This is a genomic window from Pseudomonas sp. KCJK8993, from assembly GCF_046230915.1.
In the GTDB taxonomy this organism is placed as follows: domain Bacteria; phylum Pseudomonadota; class Gammaproteobacteria; order Pseudomonadales; family Pseudomonadaceae; genus Aquipseudomonas; species Aquipseudomonas piscis.
Genome location: NZ_JBJJLO010000119.1, coordinates 1 through 19,809, shown reverse-complemented (window position 1 = coordinate 19,809; position 19,809 = coordinate 1). Strand labels below are relative to the sequence as shown.

23 protein-coding genes are annotated in these 19,809 nt (G+C 63.8%); 6 read left to right on the top strand and 17 right to left on the bottom strand.

Annotated elements, in window-relative coordinates; translation table 11 throughout:
* A partial coding sequence (locus ACK6AU_RS26835; RefSeq protein ID WP_409302489.1) for a hypothetical protein occupies positions 1–439 on the top strand: 439 nt, incomplete at its 5' end.
* 49 nt (positions 440–488) lie between these two features.
* On the opposite strand, the gene yedA is transcribed toward ACK6AU_RS26835, so the two are convergent.
* A complete protein-coding gene (gene yedA, locus ACK6AU_RS26830) occupies positions 489–1,397 on the bottom strand; it encodes a drug/metabolite exporter YedA (RefSeq protein ID WP_185698298.1) in 909 nt (302 codons plus the stop codon).
* 166 nt (positions 1,398–1,563) lie between these two features.
* On the opposite strand from yedA, the gene ACK6AU_RS26825 reads away from it, so the two are divergent.
* Positions 1,564–2,025: an Lrp/AsnC family transcriptional regulator gene (locus ACK6AU_RS26825; protein WP_409302487.1), complete on the top strand. Its 462-nt coding sequence runs from the start codon at positions 1,564–1,566 to the stop codon at positions 2,023–2,025.
* Between the two features lie 179 nt (positions 2,026–2,204).
* Here the strand turns inward: ACK6AU_RS26825 and ACK6AU_RS26820 are convergent, their stop codons facing one another.
* The 3 genes from ACK6AU_RS26820 to ACK6AU_RS26810 all read right to left on the bottom strand — a co-directional run bounded on the left by ACK6AU_RS26820 (position 2,205) and on the right by ACK6AU_RS26810 (position 4,189).
* Positions 2,205–2,810 (bottom strand): PolC-type DNA polymerase III, encoded by a 606-nt coding sequence (locus ACK6AU_RS26820; RefSeq protein WP_185698296.1) that lies wholly within the window; start codon positions 2,808–2,810, stop codon positions 2,205–2,207.
* Between the two features lie 27 nt (positions 2,811–2,837).
* Positions 2,838–3,317 (bottom strand): NYN domain-containing protein, encoded by a 480-nt coding sequence (locus ACK6AU_RS26815; RefSeq protein WP_022641159.1) that lies wholly within the window; start codon positions 3,315–3,317, stop codon positions 2,838–2,840.
* A gap of 137 nt (positions 3,318–3,454) precedes the next feature.
* Entirely contained in the window at positions 3,455–4,189 is a 735-nt protein-coding gene (locus ACK6AU_RS26810) for a DUF2076 domain-containing protein (protein WP_409302484.1), read from the bottom strand.
* A 178-nt stretch (positions 4,190–4,367) separates the two neighbouring features.
* Between ACK6AU_RS26810 and ACK6AU_RS26805 the strand changes: the two genes are divergently transcribed.
* Both ACK6AU_RS26805 and ACK6AU_RS26800 read left to right on the top strand, forming a co-directional pair.
* Positions 4,368–5,027 (top strand): YciC family protein, encoded by a 660-nt coding sequence (locus ACK6AU_RS26805; RefSeq protein WP_409302482.1) that lies wholly within the window; start codon positions 4,368–4,370, stop codon positions 5,025–5,027.
* A 90-nt stretch (positions 5,028–5,117) separates the two neighbouring features.
* On the top strand, positions 5,118–6,194 hold the full coding sequence (locus ACK6AU_RS26800; protein WP_185698293.1) for an endonuclease/exonuclease/phosphatase family protein: 1,077 nt from the start codon (positions 5,118–5,120) through the stop codon (positions 6,192–6,194).
* Between the two features lie 12 nt (positions 6,195–6,206).
* On the opposite strand, the gene ACK6AU_RS26795 is transcribed toward ACK6AU_RS26800, so the two are convergent.
* The 4 genes from ACK6AU_RS26795 to ACK6AU_RS26780 form a co-directional block, all read right to left on the bottom strand.
* Positions 6,207–6,608: a hypothetical protein gene (locus tag ACK6AU_RS26795; RefSeq protein ID WP_185698292.1), complete on the bottom strand. Its 402-nt coding sequence runs from the start codon at positions 6,606–6,608 to the stop codon at positions 6,207–6,209.
* A gap of 807 nt (positions 6,609–7,415) precedes the next feature.
* Positions 7,416–8,288, bottom strand: a complete 873-nt coding sequence (locus tag ACK6AU_RS26790; protein ID WP_409302479.1) for a transporter — start codon at positions 8,286–8,288, stop codon at positions 7,416–7,418.
* 20 nt (positions 8,289–8,308) lie between these two features.
* Positions 8,309–9,349 carry a phenylacetaldoxime dehydratase family protein gene (locus tag ACK6AU_RS26785; protein ID WP_409302477.1) on the bottom strand — a complete coding sequence of 347 codons (1,041 nt, stop codon included), beginning with the start codon at positions 9,347–9,349 and terminating at the stop codon, positions 8,309–8,311.
* Positions 9,346–10,344: a carbon-nitrogen hydrolase family protein gene (locus ACK6AU_RS26780; RefSeq protein ID WP_409302475.1), complete on the bottom strand. Its 999-nt coding sequence runs from the start codon at positions 10,342–10,344 to the stop codon at positions 9,346–9,348. Before ACK6AU_RS26780 ends, ACK6AU_RS26785 begins: the two co-directional genes overlap by 4 nt.
* 158 nt (positions 10,345–10,502) lie before the next feature.
* On the opposite strand from ACK6AU_RS26780, the gene ACK6AU_RS26775 reads away from it, so the two are divergent.
* On the top strand, positions 10,503–11,474 hold the full coding sequence (locus ACK6AU_RS26775; protein ID WP_409302473.1) for a helix-turn-helix domain-containing protein: 972 nt from the start codon (positions 10,503–10,505) through the stop codon (positions 11,472–11,474).
* 39 nt (positions 11,475–11,513) lie between these two features.
* Here the strand turns inward: ACK6AU_RS26775 and ACK6AU_RS26770 are convergent, their stop codons facing one another.
* Both ACK6AU_RS26770 and ACK6AU_RS26765 read right to left on the bottom strand, forming a co-directional pair.
* The gene (locus ACK6AU_RS26770) at positions 11,514–12,032 is read right to left on the bottom strand and encodes a nuclear transport factor 2 family protein (RefSeq protein WP_185698288.1); all 519 of its coding nucleotides are present in this window, start codon (positions 12,030–12,032) and stop codon (positions 11,514–11,516) included.
* A gap of 44 nt (positions 12,033–12,076) precedes the next feature.
* The gene (locus ACK6AU_RS26765) at positions 12,077–13,201 is read right to left on the bottom strand and encodes an amidase (protein ID WP_409302471.1); all 1,125 of its coding nucleotides are present in this window, start codon (positions 13,199–13,201) and stop codon (positions 12,077–12,079) included.
* 196 nt (positions 13,202–13,397) lie between these two features.
* On the opposite strand from ACK6AU_RS26765, the gene ACK6AU_RS26760 reads away from it, so the two are divergent.
* The gene (locus ACK6AU_RS26760; protein ID WP_185698286.1) at positions 13,398–13,877 is read left to right on the top strand and encodes a MarR family winged helix-turn-helix transcriptional regulator; all 480 of its coding nucleotides are present in this window, start codon (positions 13,398–13,400) and stop codon (positions 13,875–13,877) included.
* A gap of 29 nt (positions 13,878–13,906) precedes the next feature.
* On the opposite strand, the gene ACK6AU_RS26755 is transcribed toward ACK6AU_RS26760, so the two are convergent.
* The 7 genes from ACK6AU_RS26755 to iacA are packed head-to-tail and all read right to left on the bottom strand — an operon-like array spanning position 13,907 to position 19,549.
* Positions 13,907–14,404 (bottom strand): flavin reductase, encoded by a 498-nt coding sequence (locus ACK6AU_RS26755; RefSeq protein WP_185698285.1) that lies wholly within the window; start codon positions 14,402–14,404, stop codon positions 13,907–13,909.
* An 11-nt stretch (positions 14,405–14,415) separates the two neighbouring features.
* Positions 14,416–15,375 (bottom strand): PDR/VanB family oxidoreductase, encoded by a 960-nt coding sequence (locus ACK6AU_RS26750; protein WP_185698284.1) that lies wholly within the window; start codon positions 15,373–15,375, stop codon positions 14,416–14,418.
* A 45-nt stretch (positions 15,376–15,420) separates the two neighbouring features.
* A complete protein-coding gene (locus tag ACK6AU_RS26745) occupies positions 15,421–16,161 on the bottom strand; it encodes an SDR family NAD(P)-dependent oxidoreductase (protein ID WP_409302468.1) in 741 nt (246 codons plus the stop codon).
* Between the two features lie 10 nt (positions 16,162–16,171).
* Complete coding sequence (locus tag ACK6AU_RS26740; RefSeq protein WP_185698282.1) at positions 16,172–16,648, bottom strand: aromatic-ring-hydroxylating dioxygenase subunit beta; 477 nt, start codon at positions 16,646–16,648, stop codon at positions 16,172–16,174.
* Between the two features lie 15 nt (positions 16,649–16,663).
* Positions 16,664–17,938: an aromatic ring-hydroxylating oxygenase subunit alpha gene (locus ACK6AU_RS26735; protein ID WP_409302466.1), complete on the bottom strand. Its 1,275-nt coding sequence runs from the start codon at positions 17,936–17,938 to the stop codon at positions 16,664–16,666.
* A gap of 60 nt (positions 17,939–17,998) precedes the next feature.
* Positions 17,999–18,361 carry an IacB protein gene (locus tag ACK6AU_RS26730; protein WP_185698280.1) on the bottom strand — a complete coding sequence of 121 codons (363 nt, stop codon included), beginning with the start codon at positions 18,359–18,361 and terminating at the stop codon, positions 17,999–18,001.
* An 18-nt stretch (positions 18,362–18,379) separates the two neighbouring features.
* The gene (iacA, locus tag ACK6AU_RS26725) at positions 18,380–19,549 is read right to left on the bottom strand and encodes an indole-3-acetate monooxygenase (RefSeq protein ID WP_409302463.1); all 1,170 of its coding nucleotides are present in this window, start codon (positions 19,547–19,549) and stop codon (positions 18,380–18,382) included.
* Positions 19,550–19,809 lie beyond the last annotated feature (260 nt).

Here is a 19,809-nt window from a genome sequence, read left to right as displayed (position 1 = left end):
CCAGGCCCCCGCCGCCGAACTGCGGATCGCCCCGACCGTCGATCAGCACCTGCGCCTCTACAGTGTCGCGGCCATCGGCCTGAGCACCTTCCTCGGCACCTCCATGGCGGGAGCCTACTTCATCAGCCGGAACCTCAAGGCACTGGGGCGCGAGGCTGAGGTGAGGAAAGCCTGGACCATGGGCATCGGCGTTTTCCTGGCCATGACCCTGGCAGGCTTTTTCCTTCCGGATAACATTCCCGCCGTGGTCTTCATCCTGCCGCAGATCTATGGGATGAACGCCTACGCGCGCCAACTGTTCGGCCCCCAGGTGGTGGACCACAAGTCCAACGGTGGCCACTTCGTCTCGTTATGGCCAGTGGCGGGAATCAGCCTGCTGTTTGCCCTGGCCTTGGCGGCGGTGTTCTTGATAGCAGCGCTGCTTATCGGCCTCGAGTGATGCTTTCACGCTGAAACCACAACGCCGGGCAATGCCCGGCGTCCTTTAATCAGGCGGCCTCTTCCCGGGCCACGGCCTTGGGCTTGCGCCATTGCGGCAGGCCGATCAGCACCACGGCGCTGATGATCACCAGCATCGCCAGCGCCTCTTCCAAGCCGATGCTCTCGCCGACGAAGACGATGCCCAGCAACACCGCCACCGCGGGGTTGACGTAGGCATAGCTGGTGGCCGCCGCCGGGCGTACGTGCTTGAGCAGGTACATGTAGGCATTGAAGGCGATGATCGAACCGAAGCCTGCCAGGTAGGCCAGCGCCAGCCAGCCCTCCAGGGCGGGCATGGCTTCCAGGCGCTCGCCGCGCAGCAGGCTGCCCAGCAGCAGCACCACACCACCGACAAGCATTTCCGCGGCGCTGGCCATGGCCCCCTGGGGCAGAGGCAAGTGCTTGCTCCAGACCGAGCCGAAAGCCCAGGCCGCTGCGGCGAACAGCAACAGGGCCGCGCCCAAGGGGCTCGATTGCAGGTTGGAACCGAGGTTCAGCATGCCGATGCCGATCATCCCGAGGATGATGCCGGCCCACTCCAGGCGGGTATTGCGCGTGCCCCAGAAATAACCGCAGAGCAAGGTGAACAAAGGCACCGTGGCCACCGCCAGGGCCGCCACTCCGGAAGCCACGCCCAGGTGCTCGGCGACCGTCACCGCACCGTTGCCGAAACTCAGCAGCAGGATGCCGATGATCCCGGCAGCCTTCCATTGCGCCCAGGTGGGCGCCGGAACCCCACGCCAGCGCAGGAAGGCATACATCAGGCTGCCGGCGAGTACGAAGCGGATGCCGGCAAGCATCAAGGGTGGCCAGTATTGGACACCGATACGGATCACCAGGTAGGTCGACCCCCAGATCACGTAGAGGGCAAAGAATGCAGCGATCAACGGCAAGGGAAAGCGGCTTTGGCCAGGCATGGGATACGGCTCGGGAGGCAGGCAGGGAGGGAGGGCCCATTGTAGAAAGCCGAACGAGGCAAGCTTAAGTTACAAAACTTGTTTTTAAGAGCAGTACACTTTCCAAAACATGGAGTTCAGGGCTATATACCTTGCTTTCGAAAGCCAGGGTGTTTGGGAGCCTTCCATGGACAAATATGACCGCATGCTCTTGGCCCAGCTGCTGGAGAACGGCCGGGCGACTTATGCCGAGCTGGCGCGCAAGGTCAACCTTTCGGCACCTGCCGTGGCCGAGCGGGTCGCCAAGCTCGAAGCCAGCGGCGTGATCACCGGCTACCAGGCCAAGGTCGACATGGACAAGCTGGGATTGCCGATCCAGTGCGTCATCGAACTGCGCCTGGCCCAGCACGGCAACCAGAAAAGCTATGACGAACTGATCAAGATCCCGCAACTCACCGAATGCCACCGGGTCACCGGCGATCCCTGCGTGATCATGCAGGCCGCCGTGGGTTCGATGCCGGAGCTGGAAGAGCTGATCAACCGCGTCGCCCAGTTCGGCTTCAGCAAGACCTCCATCGTGCTCTCCAGCGCCATCGAGCGGCGCCTGCCCCTGGGACATCTGGAGAGCAACGGCAAACCTTCCACCTGATACACCATTGGCCTGTAGCCGCTGTCGAGCCAAGGCGAGGCTGCGCGAAGGCCCGTAGGGCCTTGCTTGAGGATTTTTCCAGCAGGCCTCGATCCCTGCGGTCGCTGCGCGCCCGTGCGCAGCCTGCGGCAGCGACTACACGAAGCGGCCCCGCAGGGCCTTGCATCACCCTTGCCGCGTCAGCGATGGCGCCGCAAGTGCTCGGGCACCTTGGCCGCCGGAACCTTCTGCAACTTGCACAAGAAATCGTGGGACAACGGGTGCAGACCGTGGGTATCGCGCAGTTCGCCCGCCAGGTGCACCAGCAGGTTGGCCGCCATCTCGGCGTCGGCCATGGCCCGGTGGGCCTGGCCGGTATGCGGCAGGCCGGCGTAGGCGGTCAAGGTACCGAGCTTGTGGTTCGGCGCCGCCGGCATCAGGCGCCGGGCCAGCAGCAGGGAACAGGCGAAGTTCTGCAACCGGGTGCGTCGGATCCGCCCCAGCTCGAAATCCCAGAACTTCTGGTCGAAGGCGGCGTTATGCGCCACCAGCGGCGTGGTGCCGACGAGTTCGTTGACTTCGTTCATCACCTGCTCCGCCGAGGGAGCCCCGCGCAGCATGGCGTTGCTGATGCCGGTCAATTGCTCGATGAACGGCGGTACCCGCACGCCGGCGTTCATCAGGCTCTGGTAGCGCTCGACGATGCGCCCCTGTTCGAGGATCACCACGGCGATCTCGGTGGCCCGGCAACTGCTGCTCGGGGAAAGCCCGGTGGTTTCGAAGTCGATGACGGCAATGCGTTCCAACCTGTTTTGCTCCGTATGAATCCGTTTTCAGCTTTTCAACAGCAAGGCGCCTTCGATCGGCACATAGCGGCTGGCGGCGCGAATCAGCGAATTGGCGGTCAGCCCCGGCACGCCGTAGGCCACCGCGCTGACGCCGTGCTTGTGGATGATGCGCTCCAGCAACAGGTCGAAATCGCCGTCGCCGGAGGCCAGCACCACTTCATCCACCTGGCTGGCGGCGTCCATGATGTCGATGGTGATACCCACGTCCCAGTCGCCCTTGGCCGAGCCGTCGCTGCGCTGGATGTAGGGTTTGAGTTTGACCGTGAAACCCAGGTTGCGCAGGATCTGCTGAAACTGCTGTTGCTTGCTGTCGCCGCGATCGATGGCATAGGCATAGGCCTGGACGATCTGCCCGTGCTTGCTGATATCGGCCCACAGCGCCGCGTAGTTGAAGTGACAGCCATAGGCCTGGCGCACGGTGTAGTAGAGGTTTTGGACATCGGCGAACAGGGCGATTTTTTTCACCGCTAATCCTCATGGCGCAGCAGCACGGCAACTGGATCGACCCTTGGGGTCGGAAAAGTCGTCCAGTATGCCAGCGCCAGGGATTGTTCCGCGAATTATCGGCCCGGGGCATGTTGTGGCCCCGGACCGATGGTAGGTCAGACGAAGGAGTCGTCGTCGGAGAAGAACGAGCTGTCGTCGTTGTCGTAGCCCGCGTCGTTGAAGCCGCCCTGGTCATTGCCCCAGCCGCTGTTGTCGCTGGCCGGCGCCGGTTCTTCCTTGATGACTTCGACGACTTCCTGGGGCTGCTGGTTGCCGTGGAACAGGCTGCTGATGCCCTGGGCCAGCATCACGCCGCCTGCGACACCGGCGGCGGTCTTCAGCGCGCCCCCCAGGAAACTGCTGCCAGCCGCTGGCGCCTGCTGTGGCGCGTAGTTCTGTTGCGGCGCAGCGCCGAACCCCTGCTGGGGGGCACCGAAGTTCTGCTGTGGCGTGCCAAAGCCCGGGCGTGGCGGCTCACGCCAGCCACCACCGGAAGATGGCGCCGGGCTCGGGGCCGGGGCCGGTTGCGCTTCGCGGGAGCCACCGAAGATGCTCGACAAGAACCCGCCACTCGAGGCCGGGGCCGGGGCCGCCTGGGACTTGGCCCGTTGCAGGTCGGCCTGCAATTGCTGGACTTGCTGGGTCAGCTGCTTGTTCTGTTCGTCGAGGCTCTTGAGGGCAGCCTCCTGCACCAGGATCGCCTGGGTCATGAAATACCCGGCCGCAGGCTGGCGGGTCAGATGCTCCTTGATCCGCGCCTCGGCCTGGGCATCACGCGGGGCTGAATCCGTTTCGGCTTGCTGCAACCGTGAAAACAGTCCATCGATCAGGGTTTGCTCTTCGCTATTCATGGCGACCTCTTTAGATTGCCGGTAAAAATCCGCTCTACGGTCCGAAGGGACCGCGATACGCGACAGTTATGGGGTTGGCGCGTCGACTTTCAATGGTCTTTACCCAAGGTTTACGTTTGCTTCCCCAGGGCCTGCATCGGTTAAAGTGTCCAACCGCTTCGCCACTGCGATCCCTTCGATGAATCCGTTAGACGTTCTGCGCGACTCCCTGTACTTCTTCCAACGCAACCTCGGGCGCATCGCCCAGCTGTGCCTGCCACTGGTGATTTTCGAGGCGCTGCTGCAACAGGTTGCCAGCAAGGCCCTGGGACCGAATGCCTTTTCCGGGTACAGCGTGATCGTCGGCCTGCTGGTGTATCCGCTGTACACCGGCGCACTGATCCTGTTCCTCGATGCCCGCACCCGTGGCGAATCGCCCCGAACCCGTGACCTCTTGGCCATGAGCCTGAGCCTGTGGCCGCGCTTCGCCCTGCTGACGGCGGTCAGCACCCTGCTGATCTTGCTGGGGCTGTCACTGTATTTCCTGCCGGGCCTGTGGCTGATGGTGGTCCTGGCCTTCGCCGAGTACCTGCTGGTACTCAAGGGGGCATCGCCGCTGAATGCCATCACCGAGAGCTTTCGCCTGACTCGTGGGCATTTCCTACGGATCCTGGTGTGCATCCTCTGCGTGATGACCCCTTTGTGGCTGCTCAAGGGCGCCAGCGAAGCCGCGTATCCCGATCCCACGCCGCTGCTGGCGCTAACGATCGACAGCGCCTACAGCTTCCTCCAGTTGTTCACCAGCGTGGTGCTGTTCCGCCTGTTCATGCTGATCAGCCAGCAGCCGGACAAACGCTGAACCCCCGGCGCGGCCGCTCTACCCCCTTGGGTGACGGCTGCGCACTCGGTTATGCTCGGACCCCATCCCGCAACGCCATAAGCCGAGCCGATGATCCGTCTACTTCGCGTGACCCTGTTGAGCCTGCTGCTGATCGGCCTGGTATTGGCCGGTCTGATCTACAGCCTGACCTGGCGTCCCCAGGCCAAGGAAACCCTGGCGGTGTCCTGTAGCGCCGAGGCCGCGCCGCTGATCCCGGGCCAAGCGTTGAAGGTGATGACCTGGAACCTGCAGTACCTGGCCGGCAAGCGCTACGTATTCTGGAACGACCAGGCCCATGGCCAGGACGAACGCCCCACCCTGGAGGACATGGCTTTCAGCCTCGACGAGGTGGCCCGGGTCATCCGCGACGAACAGCCGGACCTGGTGCTGCTCCAGGAGGTGGACCACAACGCCAAGGCCAGCGCCTACCAGGACCAGCTCAAGCTCCTCCAGGAACGCCTGGCCGACCTCTATCCCTGCAGCACTCGGGCCTACGACTGGAAGGCCGATTTCGTACCCTCCGCGCATATCTTCGGCAGCGTCGGCCGGCAACTGGCAACCCTCAGCCGCTACCGCATCGAACACGCCGAGCGCCTGCAACTGCCGGTGGCGGACCACAACGTCATCAGCCGGCAATTCCTGCCGCGAGACGCCCTGTTGCTCAGCTACCTGCCCCTGAACGACGGCGGACAACTGGCGGTACTCAATACCCACCTGGAGCGTGCACAGCAGGCCGGCGAAACCCAGGCCCGGCAAGTCGCGGCCATCGCCAAGACCCTGGACAAACTGGAAGGCCGTGGCACTCCCTGGCTGATCGGCGGCGACTTCAACCTGCTGCCCCTGGGCCAGTACCGGCGCCTGGATGAAAACCAGCGCGCGCCCTACAGTGCCGACAGCCCGCTGCATCTTTTGTGGGACAAGTACCCGATGATCCCCAGCAATACCCAAGCCAGCGGTGCCGACCGCGCGCGCTGGCTGACCCACTATCCCAACGACCCCGGTCTCGATGGACCGGACCGAACCGTCGACTACCTGTTCCACAGCCCGCGCCTGAAGCGCGTGGAGTCGCGGGTCCGCCAAGACGACACCCTGCGCATCTCCGACCACCTGCCGGTGCTCGCGCGCTTCCTGCTGCCGGCCCAGTAGGCGGCTTGGCGGCTAGGGCTTGGCGATGATGGTGAAGGTCAGGATGTCGCTATAGATACCGCCCTTGGCGTTCTTCTCGGTGGAAACATCGAAAGTCGGCCTGAAGCAGGTCTTGCCATTGCTGTTGAGCTTGAACACCCGGTTGGATGGATTGGGCAGCACGACATTGTTCGAACCTTCATTCAGCGTCAGCTGGTAAGGCAAGCCGGGCGCCTGAGCATTCTGGTGCTTGAGCAAGTACTTGCCGTTGGCGGACAGGCCGTTGCGATTGCCCGCATCGATCACGTACTCCTGGTAAGTGATGTAGTTATTACCCTTGTAGCTGAAACACAACTGGTCCTTCGGAGCACTGAAGGACTTGTGCGTCACACCGCCACGGACCAGTTCGCCAAGGTCCCAATCGGGTGCGGTCATATTGATGAGGACATCTTCGGGAGGGGGTGGCACGCCGGGATCGATCAAAACCTTGCACTCCCCTCCTTTATTGCTTGGAGCGATATAAGCCAATCCTTTTATATCGGCATAATCATCGCCGTTCGTATAAATCCCCGCTCTAATCCCCACTGCTGGCCATTGACTGACGGAGCTGTTCTTGACTGTCACGATAATATCGCTGAGAAACGGACCTGTTTGCAGCCAATCTCCACGATTCCCAAGATAGATCACATATCCTCCTGAGCTTATTACCATGGCGTTCGAATATCGGACCCCATTCAATGTCGCCGACGTTGCCACACTCGAAGTAGGCATGAGTCTTCCGTTCTCATCATAGGTATAGAACAGTATTCCTCGAGACCGAAAAGCCTTTTTCTCGATAAGTTCTAAAGGGACCTCCTTCCAAGAGACAGTAACCGTCAGGGTACTGGTGCCATTGTTATTGTCCGTATAAGAGCAACCGCTATAACCCTCGATAAGAGAATCAGTAATCAACTTGAGAGCCAACGCCTGACCCGTATAAAAGAAGATTGATGTAACAATCAATGAAACAAGCCATCTGCGTCCACTACGCTGGCTTCTTGAGCATTGCATGACTGTCCTCAAAGCGTTATCAGGAAGAACCCACGACCGTCACATAGCCGCAACTTATCGCCTATGGTCGCCCCCCAGAGAGGTCCGAAATACCCCGTCTGACCCAAGCGAAAACTCTTCCAGTTCGGCCCAAGGCATCCAATAAGACGCCCCTTAAAAACAGGCCCCATGCCCGCGAAACGATGCCCGGCATCAGAACAGCTTCACCAACCGCAAATTCAGCCGCTCACGCTCCTTGAAGCCCTGCTCCACCGCCATGTCGCGACCCAATTGCACCTGGACCTGCACATCGGGCACCAGAAAGTGAGTCAGGGTCAGGCGTGCATAGGAAGTCCTGAGCTCATCGCCCTGGTCGTCACCGGCCACCGAGGTCCGCGCCCCTGTGACATAGCCACCGCCAAAGCCCAGGGTGGTGGCCGGCGCCAACTGATAGCGCAGGAACGCCTGGTACTCATAACGGGCCTTCTGTTTCTGGTTCGCCCCGGTCGGACCGTAGTCGTGGTTGCGCGTGTACCAGCTGGCATCGGCCACCGTATCCAGCGACCAGCGTTCATCGAAGTGATGCACGTAGGCGCCCTGCAGTACCAGGCGCCAGCGATTTTCCCCCAGGTTCAGGGCATCGTCCCGGTCGTAGCTGCCAGTGGGCGCCTGGACAAACACCCCAAGGCCCAGCATGTCGCCATGGCGCGTGGGCAGCCGCAGCTTGACCACCGATCCCAGGTTCAGGTCGCCCGTCCCCGACTCGTTCCCCAGTACCCGGGCTTCGCCCCCTGTGCGCAAATGGCCGAATGGCAGGATCGCCTGGGGCTCCCAATAGAGCCTGTCGCTCAACGGCACCGACTGCACCAGGCGCAACAGGCCCATGTCGGAGCGCAGGCGGAAATCGTCCGAGACTCGATGGCCAGAACGGTAGAACGACGCGCTCCGGGCCTGCTGGTAGTACATCAACAAGGCTGTCTTGCCGGCGGGTACCGGCTCATAGTCGCCTGGCGCAGTCTCCATGGCGCAGACCGCGTCAACGAAGGCGAGCGGCAGGCAGAACACTGCAGCAATGGACTTTTTCATAGCGCACTCCCGCCTGAAGTTCAGCCACGTAGCAGGCCTGTCTGGCCATGGCAATTGATGTATTCGAACCATTGGGCGCTGGCCGGGATGACCGCCACTTCGTGGTACAGCCGCAACGCCACCTGGAAGTCGAGCGCCTGGGTGTAGCGCATGAAGCGTCCGAAGATGGCCAGGTGGGTCGGATGGGACCTGGCCCAGGTCTCGAGCCGGGCCAGATCGTCGAAATGCGCGAGCCCGAAGCTCTTTTCCAGTGGCGCGCCGGTACAGGCGTCCAGCACCTGCATCAGGCGGCAACTGCGGCAACCGATGACGCCCCCCTCGTCCCGCAAAAAATCCATGCCGGCCTGCAGCACCGGCTGGATATCCTCCAGGTAAAGCTTGCGCTCCTGCCGCGAGGTGGCCGACCAGTCCTGGCCGGAGCGGATCAGGCACAGGTTCTCCCGCCCCGGCACCCGTATCCGGGCACCTGTCCCGGTCTTTTGCGCAACATCGCCGCGTGCACCGACCAGCTTGTCCACCTGGGCCCGAGGCAGCCGGTCCCGGGCACTGCCCCAATAGCCATGCTCACGGACCACACCACTCATACCACTGCCGAGATGGGCGATACCCTCGACCCCATCCGGGGACGAAAACAGCGTCTCGAACCATTCCTGGCCCGGCGTCACGATCTCGACGAAGCGGCCCGTGGCTTCTGTCTCACGCTCCGGCGCCTGCCACCACTGGTCGAAACCGCTGTCGCAGCGCCAACGCTCGAAGGCCGCGACATCGGCCCAATAGGCGATGGCCACCAGATTATGCGTTCCCGTCGCGTCCTGGCATTGCGCCGGGTCCCAATACAAGGGGCCGTTCGCCAGGGCAAACCGTTCGATATACGGTGCCAGGCTTTCCAGCCCCAGCGGCCCGGGGGCCTGGGCGCCGAAACAGGCCATCACGACCCGCTCCACCAAAGGCGTGAAGCGCGCCGTCCAGGCCGGAAACGGCGCCTGGTAATCGTGTGGAGTACTGGCCGCTTCAAGGCGCGGGCACACCAGGTGCTTGGGAATAGCCGATTCGATGCTCACAGGACCTCCTGCGGTGCCATGTCCAGAATTTCGCTGATGCTGGTGGCGTCACATTCCACGACGGGGGTGTAGGCGTTGCGGTTGAACAGCAGTCGGGTGACGTCGGGACGCGCGTAATGGCCGACCGGATCGGCAGCGAGCTTGGCGCCGATCAGCGCGGCCGGATCCAGCGTCGCGTAGAGGATGCCTTCCTCACGCTCGTCCAGCGGGCTGGCCAGGTCCGCACCGTCTGGCCCGAAGATTCGTGCATGGCCACCGCCGGCTTCCAGCAGCGCGCGCTGCTCGTCGGTGGCGCACAGCAGATCGAGCATGTCCGGGGTCACCACGGCGCAGGATGCCAGCACGAAGCACTGGCCTTCGGCGGCATACAGCCGGGAAGCCGCCAGGTTGACCTCCGGCCCCAGCGCCGCCGTACCGCGGCGATAAAGGCTGAAGCTCGGCCAGGCGGCGACATGGATCTGCTCATGCTGGGCATACATTGCGTAACGGCTGAGCGGTTGCAGGTGTTCCCAGCAACACAAGGCCCCCAATTGACCGAGGCTGCTGCCGAAGGTGGCCAGCGAAGAGCCGTCGCTTTCACCGAACAGCACCCGCTCCACATGGGTGGCCTTGAGCTTGCGCCGAGTCCCGAGGGTGCGCCCCTGGTCGTCGATCAACCACTGGCCGATGTACAGCGAGCCGTGGTCGCGTTCGCTGTAGCCCAGCACCACATGGATGCCGTGCTGGCGTGCCGCCTCGCTGATCCGCCGGGCCTGTTCGCTGTCGAGCACCAGGGAGTTCTGGTGGTAGCGCTGCACCAGCGGCATGTAGTTCGCCGGCGCATCCAGCCACAGGAACCAGGGGTAGCCGGGAATCCAGGTTTCCGGAAAGGCGATCAGCCGGGCGCCCTGGCTGGCGGCTTGCTCGATCAGGGCCAGGGTCTTGTCCACCGTGCCCTGCAGATCGAGAAAAACCGGAGCCGCCTGGACGCAGGCGACCTTGATCTTGGCTTGCATGTCTTGACCTCCATCGGGTGATGACCAGAGGTTAAGGGCAGCGCCAAGCGATCCATTAGGACCTGGAGGAAGCGATGCTTGACCCTGGGGGAACAGTGGCCGCTGGCCTTCGAATTGCATTCTTCATTGCCCTCCTTTGCCTTGTCGTGACGCCAGCCATGCTCACTCGATTCGATACAGGCGCTATCCGTCCCCACGAACGCCAGGCCTTCTGGCAGGAAGTGGTGTGCGCGACCTTCGTCCCGCTGGAGTGCCGGATCGGCGCGCAGGTGGCGTTCGATGGACAGTTGTGCGCCCATGACCTGGAGATGCTGCGGGTGGTGGACATACGTGCCAGCGGCCAACTGGTGCGCCGCGATCGGCATTGCATCGCCCGCAGCCCGGATGAATACGTGCTCGTCAATCTCGCGCACGCAGGCTGTTCGCAACTGATCCAGGATGGTCGCGAGGCGGTCCTGGACCGGGGGGACTTCGCCATCTACGACACTCGCCAGCCCTACGAGCTGCGTTTTTCCGGCGACTTTCGCCAGACCGTATTGCAGGTCCCCCACCAGGCCCTGCGCGAGCGCATCAGTAACATCGAGCGGCTGACCGCCCTGACGCTGTCACGAAAAGACCCAGTGGCATGCCTGGCCTTCGACTACCTGAGCGGCCTGGCCCGGCTCGACGACAGCGTCAGCAGCGAATCGCGACGCCGCCTGAGCCATCAGGGCCTGGACCTCCTGGCCACCGCCCTGGCCGAACGCGGCAGGGGCATCGCCCAGCCTTCGGCTCGCCGGACGGCGCTGCTGTATCGTCTCAAGGATCATGTCAGGGCCAACCTGGCGGACAGCGAACTGTCCCTGGCCAGCGTGGCGGGGACCTTCGGGATCACGCCGCGCTACGTCAACAGCCTGTTCCAGGACGAGCAGACTTCGTTCGGCCGCTTCCTGCTCGATATCCGCCTGCAAGCCTGCGCCGACCAACTGGGCAGCCTTTCCCAACGAACCGCCCTGATCAGCACCCTGGCCTATCGCGCAGGCTTCACCGACATGGCCTATTTCAGCCGGGTATTCAAGGCACGGTTCGGTTGCAGTGCCCGGGACTTCCGGCATGCCACCCTGCCTGGCCTTGACGGGCCGCCGGACTGAGCGGCTGGCAACCGCGAGAAATCCAGCCGCTGGAAACGGCTAGCCGCCCTGTCCCGGGACCGGCAGCGGCGCATCGCTGTGCCATGCCGTCGTGGGCCGGCTGAACAGGTTCTCGGTCTGGAAACGGGCGATCCGCCAATGCCCCTCTTCCACGGCGAAGCGCACCGTCAACCTGGCCGCATTCAGGTGGGAACCGCCCTCGGTGAAGCTGCTGGCTTGCAACATCATCCAACTGCCCTGGCCCTGGTCGCCGTCCACCTCGATGACCTCGCTGGCCAGGAAATGCGCATTCAAGGCAAAGTGCGCCGGCGTCTTCATATAGGTGGCGAACATCGCGCGGATCGCCTCGCGACCTTGGTAGCCACCGAAACTCGCGGCGTAGCGCGCGCCCTTGCCTTCCCAGACCGCCTCGCGGGTGAACAGGCCGGCCAGTTCATCCAGGGGCGTGCGGGCGTCGAGGGCATCGCACAACGTCATGTAGCGATTGATGCAGGCGCGGATCGCCTGCTGGCTTTCGAAGAAGCGCAGGCGGGCCTGCAAGTGGGAGATAGCGCTCATCCGGACCTCGTGTTCGGCAATGGGGAATGCACCACGGTAAAGAGTCAGAGCCCGCTGGTGTCATGGATGCCGAACAGCAGCCGCTGCGCCACCGCCAGCAGCTTGGCGTCCGCGCCCTTGGCGGCCACCAGTTGCAGGCCCACCGGCAATCCTTGCGCGCTGCCCAGCGGAATGCTCAGCGCCGGGTGCCCGGACAGGTTGAACGGTCGCACCAGCGAGGTCATGCCCAGCACCGCCCGGGTATCGGCGGCCTCCTCCACGCGCAGGGGAAAGTCGGGCATGGTCGGCAAGGCCAGCACATCGCAACTGGCCAGCACGCGGTCGACCTCGGCGCTAAAGCGCCGGCGCACCTCCTCGGCCTCGGCGAGCGCCTGATCGCTGGTCTGGCCGGCGGCCGCCAGTCGGTCGGCAACGTCCGCGCCCACCAGGCCACTGGCCAGCAGGTGGCCGCAGCCTTCGAAGGTCTCGCGATTGATGACCACCAGGCCCGCGTCATAGGCCGCGGCAAAATGCTCGAGCTCGACATCCAGCAGGGTCAGGCCGCTGGCCGCGAGCGTATGCTGGACGACTTCGAGAATCGCCGGCGCGGCGGGCACCGGCAACACCCCGACCCGGGCCTGGGACGGCACCTGGGCCATGCTGAAGGTCGGGTCGAGCATGCCCATGGCGCGAATCAGCATGGGCAGGCTCGCCGCCAGGGGGCCGACGCAATCCAGGCTGCTGCGCGCTGGTAGCACGCCTCGGCGGCTGATCCGGTCGAAAGTCGGCTTGAGACCGTACACCCCGCAGCAGCAGGCCGGGACCCGGATCGAACCCCCGGTGTCGGTGCCCAGGCTGAAATCCGCCAGGCCGGCGGCCACCGCGGCGGCCGAACCGCTGGAAGAGCCACCGGGGATGCGCCCCGGGAACCGCGGATTGGCCGCCGTGCCCAGGTAACGGTTGATACCGGTGGTGCCGAACGCCAGTTCGTGCAGGCTCACCTTGGCGGTCAGGCGAGCACCGGCGGCCAGCAGGCGCTCGACCACCTCGGCATGCCGCTCGGCCAGCGGCGCCTGCTCCAGGGCCCGGCTGGATGCACGGGTGGCGGTGCCGGCGACATCGATGGTGTCCTTGATCATGACCCGGGGGCCGCTGCTGCCCAGGTCCAGTGACTCAACTATGATGGTCATTTTCACCCCCCTTTTTCCAGGATCGGCCTGCAGCTCCTTAGCGACAGGCTCCCCTGACGACTAGTTGAACAATCAACTGAATATTCCAGTAAAATCGTCGCACTCCCCAGCCCTATACCAGGCTGTTCGCGCCATATGGCACAGAACCTCGAACTGGCTATGATGGCGCGGCCCTCCACGGACAAGCAGTGAATCGATGAGCAACTCGAAGAACCCCGGTCAGCCCCACCACGACCCTGCCAGCAGCGACTTTCGCAAGGAAGACTTCCCGTTCTACTGGCTGGCCCGGACCCACGGCCGCTATACCCAGAACATGGAACGCCTGCTCAAGAAGGTCGACCTCGACGTGCCCCGCTGGCGCGTGTTGTGGATCCTCAAGGAGAACGGCGAATCGAGCATTTCCGAGATTTCCACCCATGCCATCGCCAAGCTGTCGACCATCACCAAGATCGTCTACCGCATGAAGGACGACGGCCTGGTGGACACCGCCCCCAGCCCCGAGGACGGCCGCGTCACCCAGGTACGCATTACCGAGACCGGCCAGCGCGCCGTCGAACGCATGCAGGACATCACCCATGAACTGTTCCAGCGCAGCTTCAAGGGCCTGACCCAGGCCCAGGTGCAGCGGCTGAACCATATGCTGGAAGTGGTGTTCCACAATCTGGAAAGCCTGTAGCTACCATCGGCGCACGACGCTCCCGAGCCTCAACAGGCCTTGGAGGCCTCGCACACCCGGTGGTAGGCCCGGTTGAAGTACACCAGCCCATCATCGCCAGCGCCGTGGCGGATGCCCTGGATCTGGCAGTAGAAGATGCTGTGCGAGCCCACCTCGTGCACTTGGGCGATACGGCAATCGAAGTTCACCAGGGCCTCCTGCATTACCGGCGCGCCGCTTTCCAGCACCGTCCAGTCGGTGGCGGCAAAGCGCTCCTCCATGCTCAATGCCTTGTTGGCGAAAGCCCCCGACAACGCCTGGTGGGTACCGGCCAGGACGTTCACGCATAACGCGCCGTTGGCCTTGAACTGGGCGTTGGAATACGAAGAACGGTTCATGCACACCAGCAGGGTGGGCGGCACATCGGTCACGCTGCATACCGCCGAGGCGGTGAAACCGAAGCGGCCGGCAGGACCATCGGTGGTGATCACCGTCACGGCGCCACCGAGCAGGGCCATCGCGTTGCGAAATTGGTTTACGTCTACCATGCTCGTTGCCCTCAGATATCCAGCACCAGTTTTTTCGATCGAGCCCGTGAACAGCACACCAGGATCTGGTCGTTGGCGGCTTTTTCTTCATCGGTCAGGTACACATCGCGGTGATCGGGCTCGCCTTCGAGCACCTCGCACAAGCAGGTTCCGCATACCCCCTGCTCACAGGAAATCTCGATCTTGATCCCCACCTGGGCCAGGGCATCGAGGATGCTCTGGCCGGCGGCCACCCGGACGCTTCTGTTGCTGCGGGCGGCGACCACCTCGAAGTCTTCGCCGCGGGTATCCACCGCCACCTGGAAATATTCCTTGTGGATATGGTCCTCGGCGTAACCCCGCTCCCGGGCGCCGGCGATCACCCAGTCCATGAAGCCCGCCGGGCCGCAGGTGTACAGGTGGGTGCCGACCGCGCCAGGCCCCAGCACCCGCGCCAGGTCCAGGCGCTGCTCCAGGCTCTCGTCATCGAAATGAGTCTGTACGCGATCGGCGAACGGCGCGCTGGCCAGTTCCGCGAGAAAGGCACTGCGGCTGCGCGAGCGAGCGCAATAGTGCAGCTCGAAGTCGGCTCCCCGCAGATGCAGGGTATGGGCCATGGCGATCATCGGCGTGATGCCGATCCCGCCTCCCAGCAGAATGCTGCGCCCGGCCCCCGGCGCCAGAGGGAACAGGTTGCGGGGCATGCTGATCTGCACTTCGCGTCCCTCGAGCAGGATTTCATGCACGCCTTGCGAACCGCCCCGTGACGCCGGGTCCTTCAGGACCCCAAGGCGATATACCGCGCCATCGGCCGGATCGCCACACAGCGAATATTGGCGCACCAGGCCGGGAGCGATGTGGATATCCACATGGGCCCCCGCCTCGAATGCCGGCAGCGTCGCGCCGTCGACATGCCCCAGGTCGAGGACGACCACATCGTGTCCCTGGAGCTCGCGCTTGCGCACGACGACCTTCAACAATTGTTCATTCATGACTGCATTCCTCATCACGACAGGGGCGAACAGGCGCCCGGGAAATCAACGCATGAACAGGCCGCCGTTCACGTCCCAGGTGGCGCCGGTAGTGAAGTAGGCCTCGGGCCGCGCCAACTGCACGATCAGGTCGCCGATGAAATCCGCATCCCCCAGGCGTTGCACCGGGACGCCAGCCAGCAGGCCGGCCATGCGCTCGACCGGGATCGCCGCACGCACCGCCGGCGAATCGATGGGCCCCGGGGCAATGGCGTTGACGGTGACCCCACGGGCGGCGAATTCCTTGGCGAAGACCTTGGTCAGGGTGATGATCGCGCCCTTGCTCGCCGCGTAATGCGCGCCCGTGGCGGTGCCGCCGTTCTGCCCGGCCAGCGAGGCCATGTTGATGATCCGGCCATAGCCGGCCTCGGCCAGGTACGCACCGAATACCTGGCAACCGAGAAACACGCTGCGCAGGTTGAGCCCAACCACGGCATCGAACTCCTCGGGGCTGATCTGCATCAGTGGCGTGGTCCTGGTCACGGCGGCGTTGTTGATCACCACCTGCAAGGCGCCAAAATGCTCCAGCACCCGGGCCAGGCCCCGCTGGAAATCAGCCTTGCTGCCGACATCCAGCTCAAGTGCCAGCAGGCGCCCGCCCGCCCCTTGCAACTGCGCGACGCTAGCCTTGGCGAGCTCCAGGTCGCGGTCGCTGACCACCACATCGAAGCCCGCCGCCAACAGGCGCGCGCAGGTACGCTGGCCCAGCCCCTGGCCTGCACCGGTTACCAGTGCGACTTGGTTCATGGCCGGCTCCTCAAAGGATGTAGCCGATACCGGCGAGGGTATCGTCGCTGTTGATCAGGCTGATCACCTTGCGCTGGATGAGCCATCGGCCCTCGGCCCTGACCAGGGTGTAGGTCAGGTCGGCGCTGTAGTGCTTGAGCGTGTCCTTGCGGAACTCCCGCAGGTTCTGCGCACAGCGCACCGTGACCTGGTCGCCGTCATCGTCAAGCACCCGGAAGCGCGAGAGCGTGCGTACCGTACGTGGCCGCGGGCTGGTGGAAATCGACTCGCCGCCGACCAGGCGCTGCACCCGCAGGCCGCGCATGTGGTGGTCGTCATAGGCATAGTTGAGGCTGTTCTCGTAGTCGCCTTCCCCGGGCCTGATCGGAATGATATAGGTGCCCTCTTCCGTCCATTGCGCCAGCCAGGCGTCGTATTCGCCATGGTCGAGCATGTCGCCTTCCTGCCAGATGAAAGCGCTCACTTCTTGCAGCAGTTGCAGATTCATGGGGGTTCTCCAGGTTCAGGCCGACATCAGTTTTTTCCATTGCCGGTAGGCAGCGCGCATACCGGTCTCGGCGCTCACGTCCGAAACCAGGCCATCGGCGCTGGGTCTCTCGCCCGGCAGGCCACGGTTGAGCATGATCCACAGGTCTTCGCCGGCGCTGGCGCCCTTCTGCACACGCTCCCAGGCCTCGGAGTCGTCGGGCGTGCCGAAGCCCATGGGCCCCTGGAAGTGTTCGTGCAGGCGCAGGCGATAGCGGTTGGCCGCGGCCGGCCCACCGTCCATGGTGATCACGGCGTGGTGGATCTCGGTCTCGGTCACCGAGATCGGCTGCAGCACCCGGAAGAAAGCCATCGAGCAGGCGATGTTGGGAAACAGGTTGAGGTTGAAACCCGAGCCGCCCACGGCTCGCACGATGCGGCGCACCTGGGGTTCGTCGATGCCCTCGTCACGCAGCTCGGCGGCCAGGGCCGCGAAGCGCTCGGGGATGGGTTTGTCGAGGTCGGCCTCCAGGTCAACCAGGTCGGGGATCATTACCATCACGCTATGACCGTTGCCCAGGTCCTCGACGTAGCCCGGGCCTTCGGCGAAATCGAACAGCTTCAGGGTCTGCTCGTCGACCGAGGACAAAAAGCTCTTGTGCACCAGGGGAAAGTGATAGGCGTCGGTAGTGTTTTCCAGCTGGATCTTCCAATTGCCAGGGAAGCGGAAACGATGCTCGCCGGGCACCTTGATGCCGTAGCCGGCACCTTGCTTCATGAACAGGTCCATCCATTTCTTCGCCGCGCCGAGAAAATCCTCCAACGGCTCAATGTCATCCTTGAAAGTGGCGAAGATCATGCCGGCATAACTCGCCACCCGTAGGCTGACCAGCGGCAGCTCGGCCTTGTCCAGGCAGTCGCCATAGCTCTGCGGCTGGGGAATGCCGCGCAGCGAGCCATCGAGGGCATAACCCCAGCCGTGGTAGGGACAGACGAAGCTGTTGGTCTTGCCCTTCTTGTGCTCGCACACCGTGGCCCCGCGATGCCGGCAGCGATTGAGCAGGACGTGGATGGCCTGCTTGCGATCGCGCACCACGATCACCGGTTGCTTGCCGATGTAGGTGCTCTTGTAGCTGCCGGCGTCCGGGATTTCGCTTTCATGGGCGACCCAGACCCAGGTGCTGTAGAAGATCTTTTCCAGTTCGGCAGCGAACAGCGCCGGATCGGTGTACAGGGAGGTATGGACGCGGTCGTCCTGCACCAACCCGGCAGGATCGAGCGCCAGGTTGACGGCGGGAATCAGGTTGTTCACGGCGTACTCCTTGCCAGCGTCGAAGGCCGGCATTCTCGTTGTAGAAGGGCTCGGGGGACTTCAGGCACGCTGGATCACCAACTCGCGACCGATTCGCGCCTCGACCTTGGCGTAGCGCCACAGCTTGTAGGGTCCCTGGCCCACTGCGGTGGTGCGAAACAGGTTGCAGGCGTCGTGCACGGTCTCGATATCCGGCGCATCGGCCAACAGGTAGGTGGTCCAGGGATAACCATCGGACGGCCCGACCATGCCCTGGTCGTCGTCCATGTTGCCCAGCACCTTCACCCCGGGCAGATCGTGGATACCGTTCCACATCGCGCTGAAGGCCGCCCAGACCTGGAGCTGCTCTTCGCGCGGCGCATCGAAGAAGTTCTGGTTGATGCCCATGCAGAACAGCACGCGCAAGGTCTTCCGGTCGTTCATGGGATTTCTCCTCGAGGGTTACAGGTAGCCCGGCAGGGGCTGCTTGCCGAAGAACATCGCTCCGGCGTTCTGATAGGTGACATCGCCCATGAAGGCATGCTGGGTGACCACCTGGGCGTCGTTGACGCAGCGAGCCAGGGGACTGTCGTGGTAGATGCCGGTCATGCCCGAGAGCATTTGTGCGTTGCGTGCCACCTCGGCGGCGATGCGCGTGGCGTGGGTGGAGGACAGGCGCAGCAGGTTGGTGATGTCCTGCGGTACGGGATCGCCCGCCAGCACATGGCTCCAGGCGCGCTCGATGGATTCGTAGAAGAAGGCCCGGGCCGAACGCAGCGCGGCCTCGGACTTGGCCACATCCACCTGGGCCAGCGGGCGATCGGCCAGCGCAGGGGCCCCGGTCACCGATAGCCGCCCGCAGGCCATCGCCGACAGCTCGTCCAGGGCGGCCCGGGCGACCCCCAGGCCGACCACCGACAACACCTGGGTGGCGAAGGCCAGCGATGGATAACGAAAAAATGGCTCGTCCAGATTGGGCAGGCCGCCACGGACGAATGTCCAGTCCTCGTCCACCCGCACGTTCTCCACCACCAGATCGTGGCTGCCCGTGCCCAGCAAACCCACGGTGTCCCAGGTTTCCTCGATACGCGCCTGGGCCTTGGGCAGCACGGCCAGGCGCGGCAGGTCGAGCTTGTCGCCGTGGCACGGAGCGATACCGACCCCGACGATATCGGCGCCCAGAGAACCGCTGGAGTATTTCCAGCGCCCGTTGACCCTGAAGCCGCCCGCCACCACTTCGGCCGGTTGCGCTGGAAAGATGCCGCCGGCGAAGACCGTATCGGGGTTGTCGCCATAGATCCGGGCGATGGTCGCCAGGAGCAGCGCCGCCAGGTACACCGGACTCATGCCGAAGCTGGCCACCCAGCCCGCCGAGCCATCGGCATGGGAGATTCGCTCGATCATCTGGCAGAACTCACCGGGTGAGCATTGCAACCCGCCGAAACGCCGCGGCACCAAGGCACGATAGACACCATGGGCCTTGAACCCGTCGATCACGTCACGGGAAATATGCCGCTGGCGATCGAACTCTCCCAGGCGGGCACGATCACGAATACCGTCGAGCAAGGCCTCGAAGGCCGGTCCGGAGGCCAGCGCCGAAGCAGGCGCCGAATGCAGGCAAAGCGAATCCATGGACTTTCTCCGTCTCAGGTGCGATTGGGTACTAGATGGCAGGAGGGAAATGCCGCTGGCGCCACCAGGATCGGTAGCCGCGAAAAACGCCAAGGGTGTGGCGAGGCAAGGCGACAGCGGGTTGTCGGCCACGCACAGGAGCTTGAAGGGGGCAAGGCGGCATGGGCTGTCTCTCTTGTTATGGTGCCGATGGCCAAGAATCGTGATTTTTTACGTGAAATGTCAATTGAATATTCACGCTAAAAATCAGCCATTCGGTA

Bases quoted from the DNA above. Each gene is read 5' to 3' on its own strand.
- yedA (WP_185698298.1), bottom strand. From the start codon at position 1,397: ATGCCTGGCCAAAGCCGCTTTCCCTTGCCGTTGATCGCTGCATTCTTT.
- ACK6AU_RS26825 (WP_409302487.1), top strand. From the start codon at position 1,564: ATGGACAAATATGACCGCATGCTCTTGGCCCAGCTGCTGGAGAACGGC.
- ACK6AU_RS26810 (WP_409302484.1), bottom strand. From the start codon at position 4,189: ATGAATAGCGAAGAGCAAACCCTGATCGATGGACTGTTTTCACGGTTG.
- ACK6AU_RS26805 (WP_409302482.1), top strand. From the start codon at position 4,368: ATGAATCCGTTAGACGTTCTGCGCGACTCCCTGTACTTCTTCCAACGC.
- ACK6AU_RS26800 (WP_185698293.1), top strand. From the start codon at position 5,118: ATGATCCGTCTACTTCGCGTGACCCTGTTGAGCCTGCTGCTGATCGGC.
- ACK6AU_RS26795 (WP_185698292.1), bottom strand. From the start codon at position 6,608: ATGACCGCACCCGATTGGGACCTTGGCGAACTGGTCCGTGGCGGTGTG.
- ACK6AU_RS26790 (WP_409302479.1), bottom strand. From the start codon at position 8,288: ATGAAAAAGTCCATTGCTGCAGTGTTCTGCCTGCCGCTCGCCTTCGTT.
- ACK6AU_RS26780 (WP_409302475.1), bottom strand. From the start codon at position 10,344: ATGCAAGCCAAGATCAAGGTCGCCTGCGTCCAGGCGGCTCCGGTTTTT.
- ACK6AU_RS26775 (WP_409302473.1), top strand. From the start codon at position 10,503: ATGCTCACTCGATTCGATACAGGCGCTATCCGTCCCCACGAACGCCAG.
- ACK6AU_RS26770 (WP_185698288.1), bottom strand. From the start codon at position 12,032: ATGAGCGCTATCTCCCACTTGCAGGCCCGCCTGCGCTTCTTCGAAAGC.
- ACK6AU_RS26765 (WP_409302471.1), bottom strand. From the start codon at position 13,201: ATGACCATCATAGTTGAGTCACTGGACCTGGGCAGCAGCGGCCCCCGG.
- ACK6AU_RS26760 (WP_185698286.1), top strand. From the start codon at position 13,398: ATGAGCAACTCGAAGAACCCCGGTCAGCCCCACCACGACCCTGCCAGC.
- ACK6AU_RS26755 (WP_185698285.1), bottom strand. From the start codon at position 14,404: ATGGTAGACGTAAACCAATTTCGCAACGCGATGGCCCTGCTCGGTGGC.
- ACK6AU_RS26750 (WP_185698284.1), bottom strand. From the start codon at position 15,375: ATGAATGAACAATTGTTGAAGGTCGTCGTGCGCAAGCGCGAGCTCCAG.
- ACK6AU_RS26745 (WP_409302468.1), bottom strand. From the start codon at position 16,161: ATGAACCAAGTCGCACTGGTAACCGGTGCAGGCCAGGGGCTGGGCCAG.
- ACK6AU_RS26740 (WP_185698282.1), bottom strand. From the start codon at position 16,648: ATGAATCTGCAACTGCTGCAAGAAGTGAGCGCTTTCATCTGGCAGGAA.
- ACK6AU_RS26730 (WP_185698280.1), bottom strand. From the start codon at position 18,361: ATGAACGACCGGAAGACCTTGCGCGTGCTGTTCTGCATGGGCATCAAC.
- iacA (WP_409302463.1), bottom strand. From the start codon at position 19,549: ATGGATTCGCTTTGCCTGCATTCGGCGCCTGCTTCGGCGCTGGCCTCC.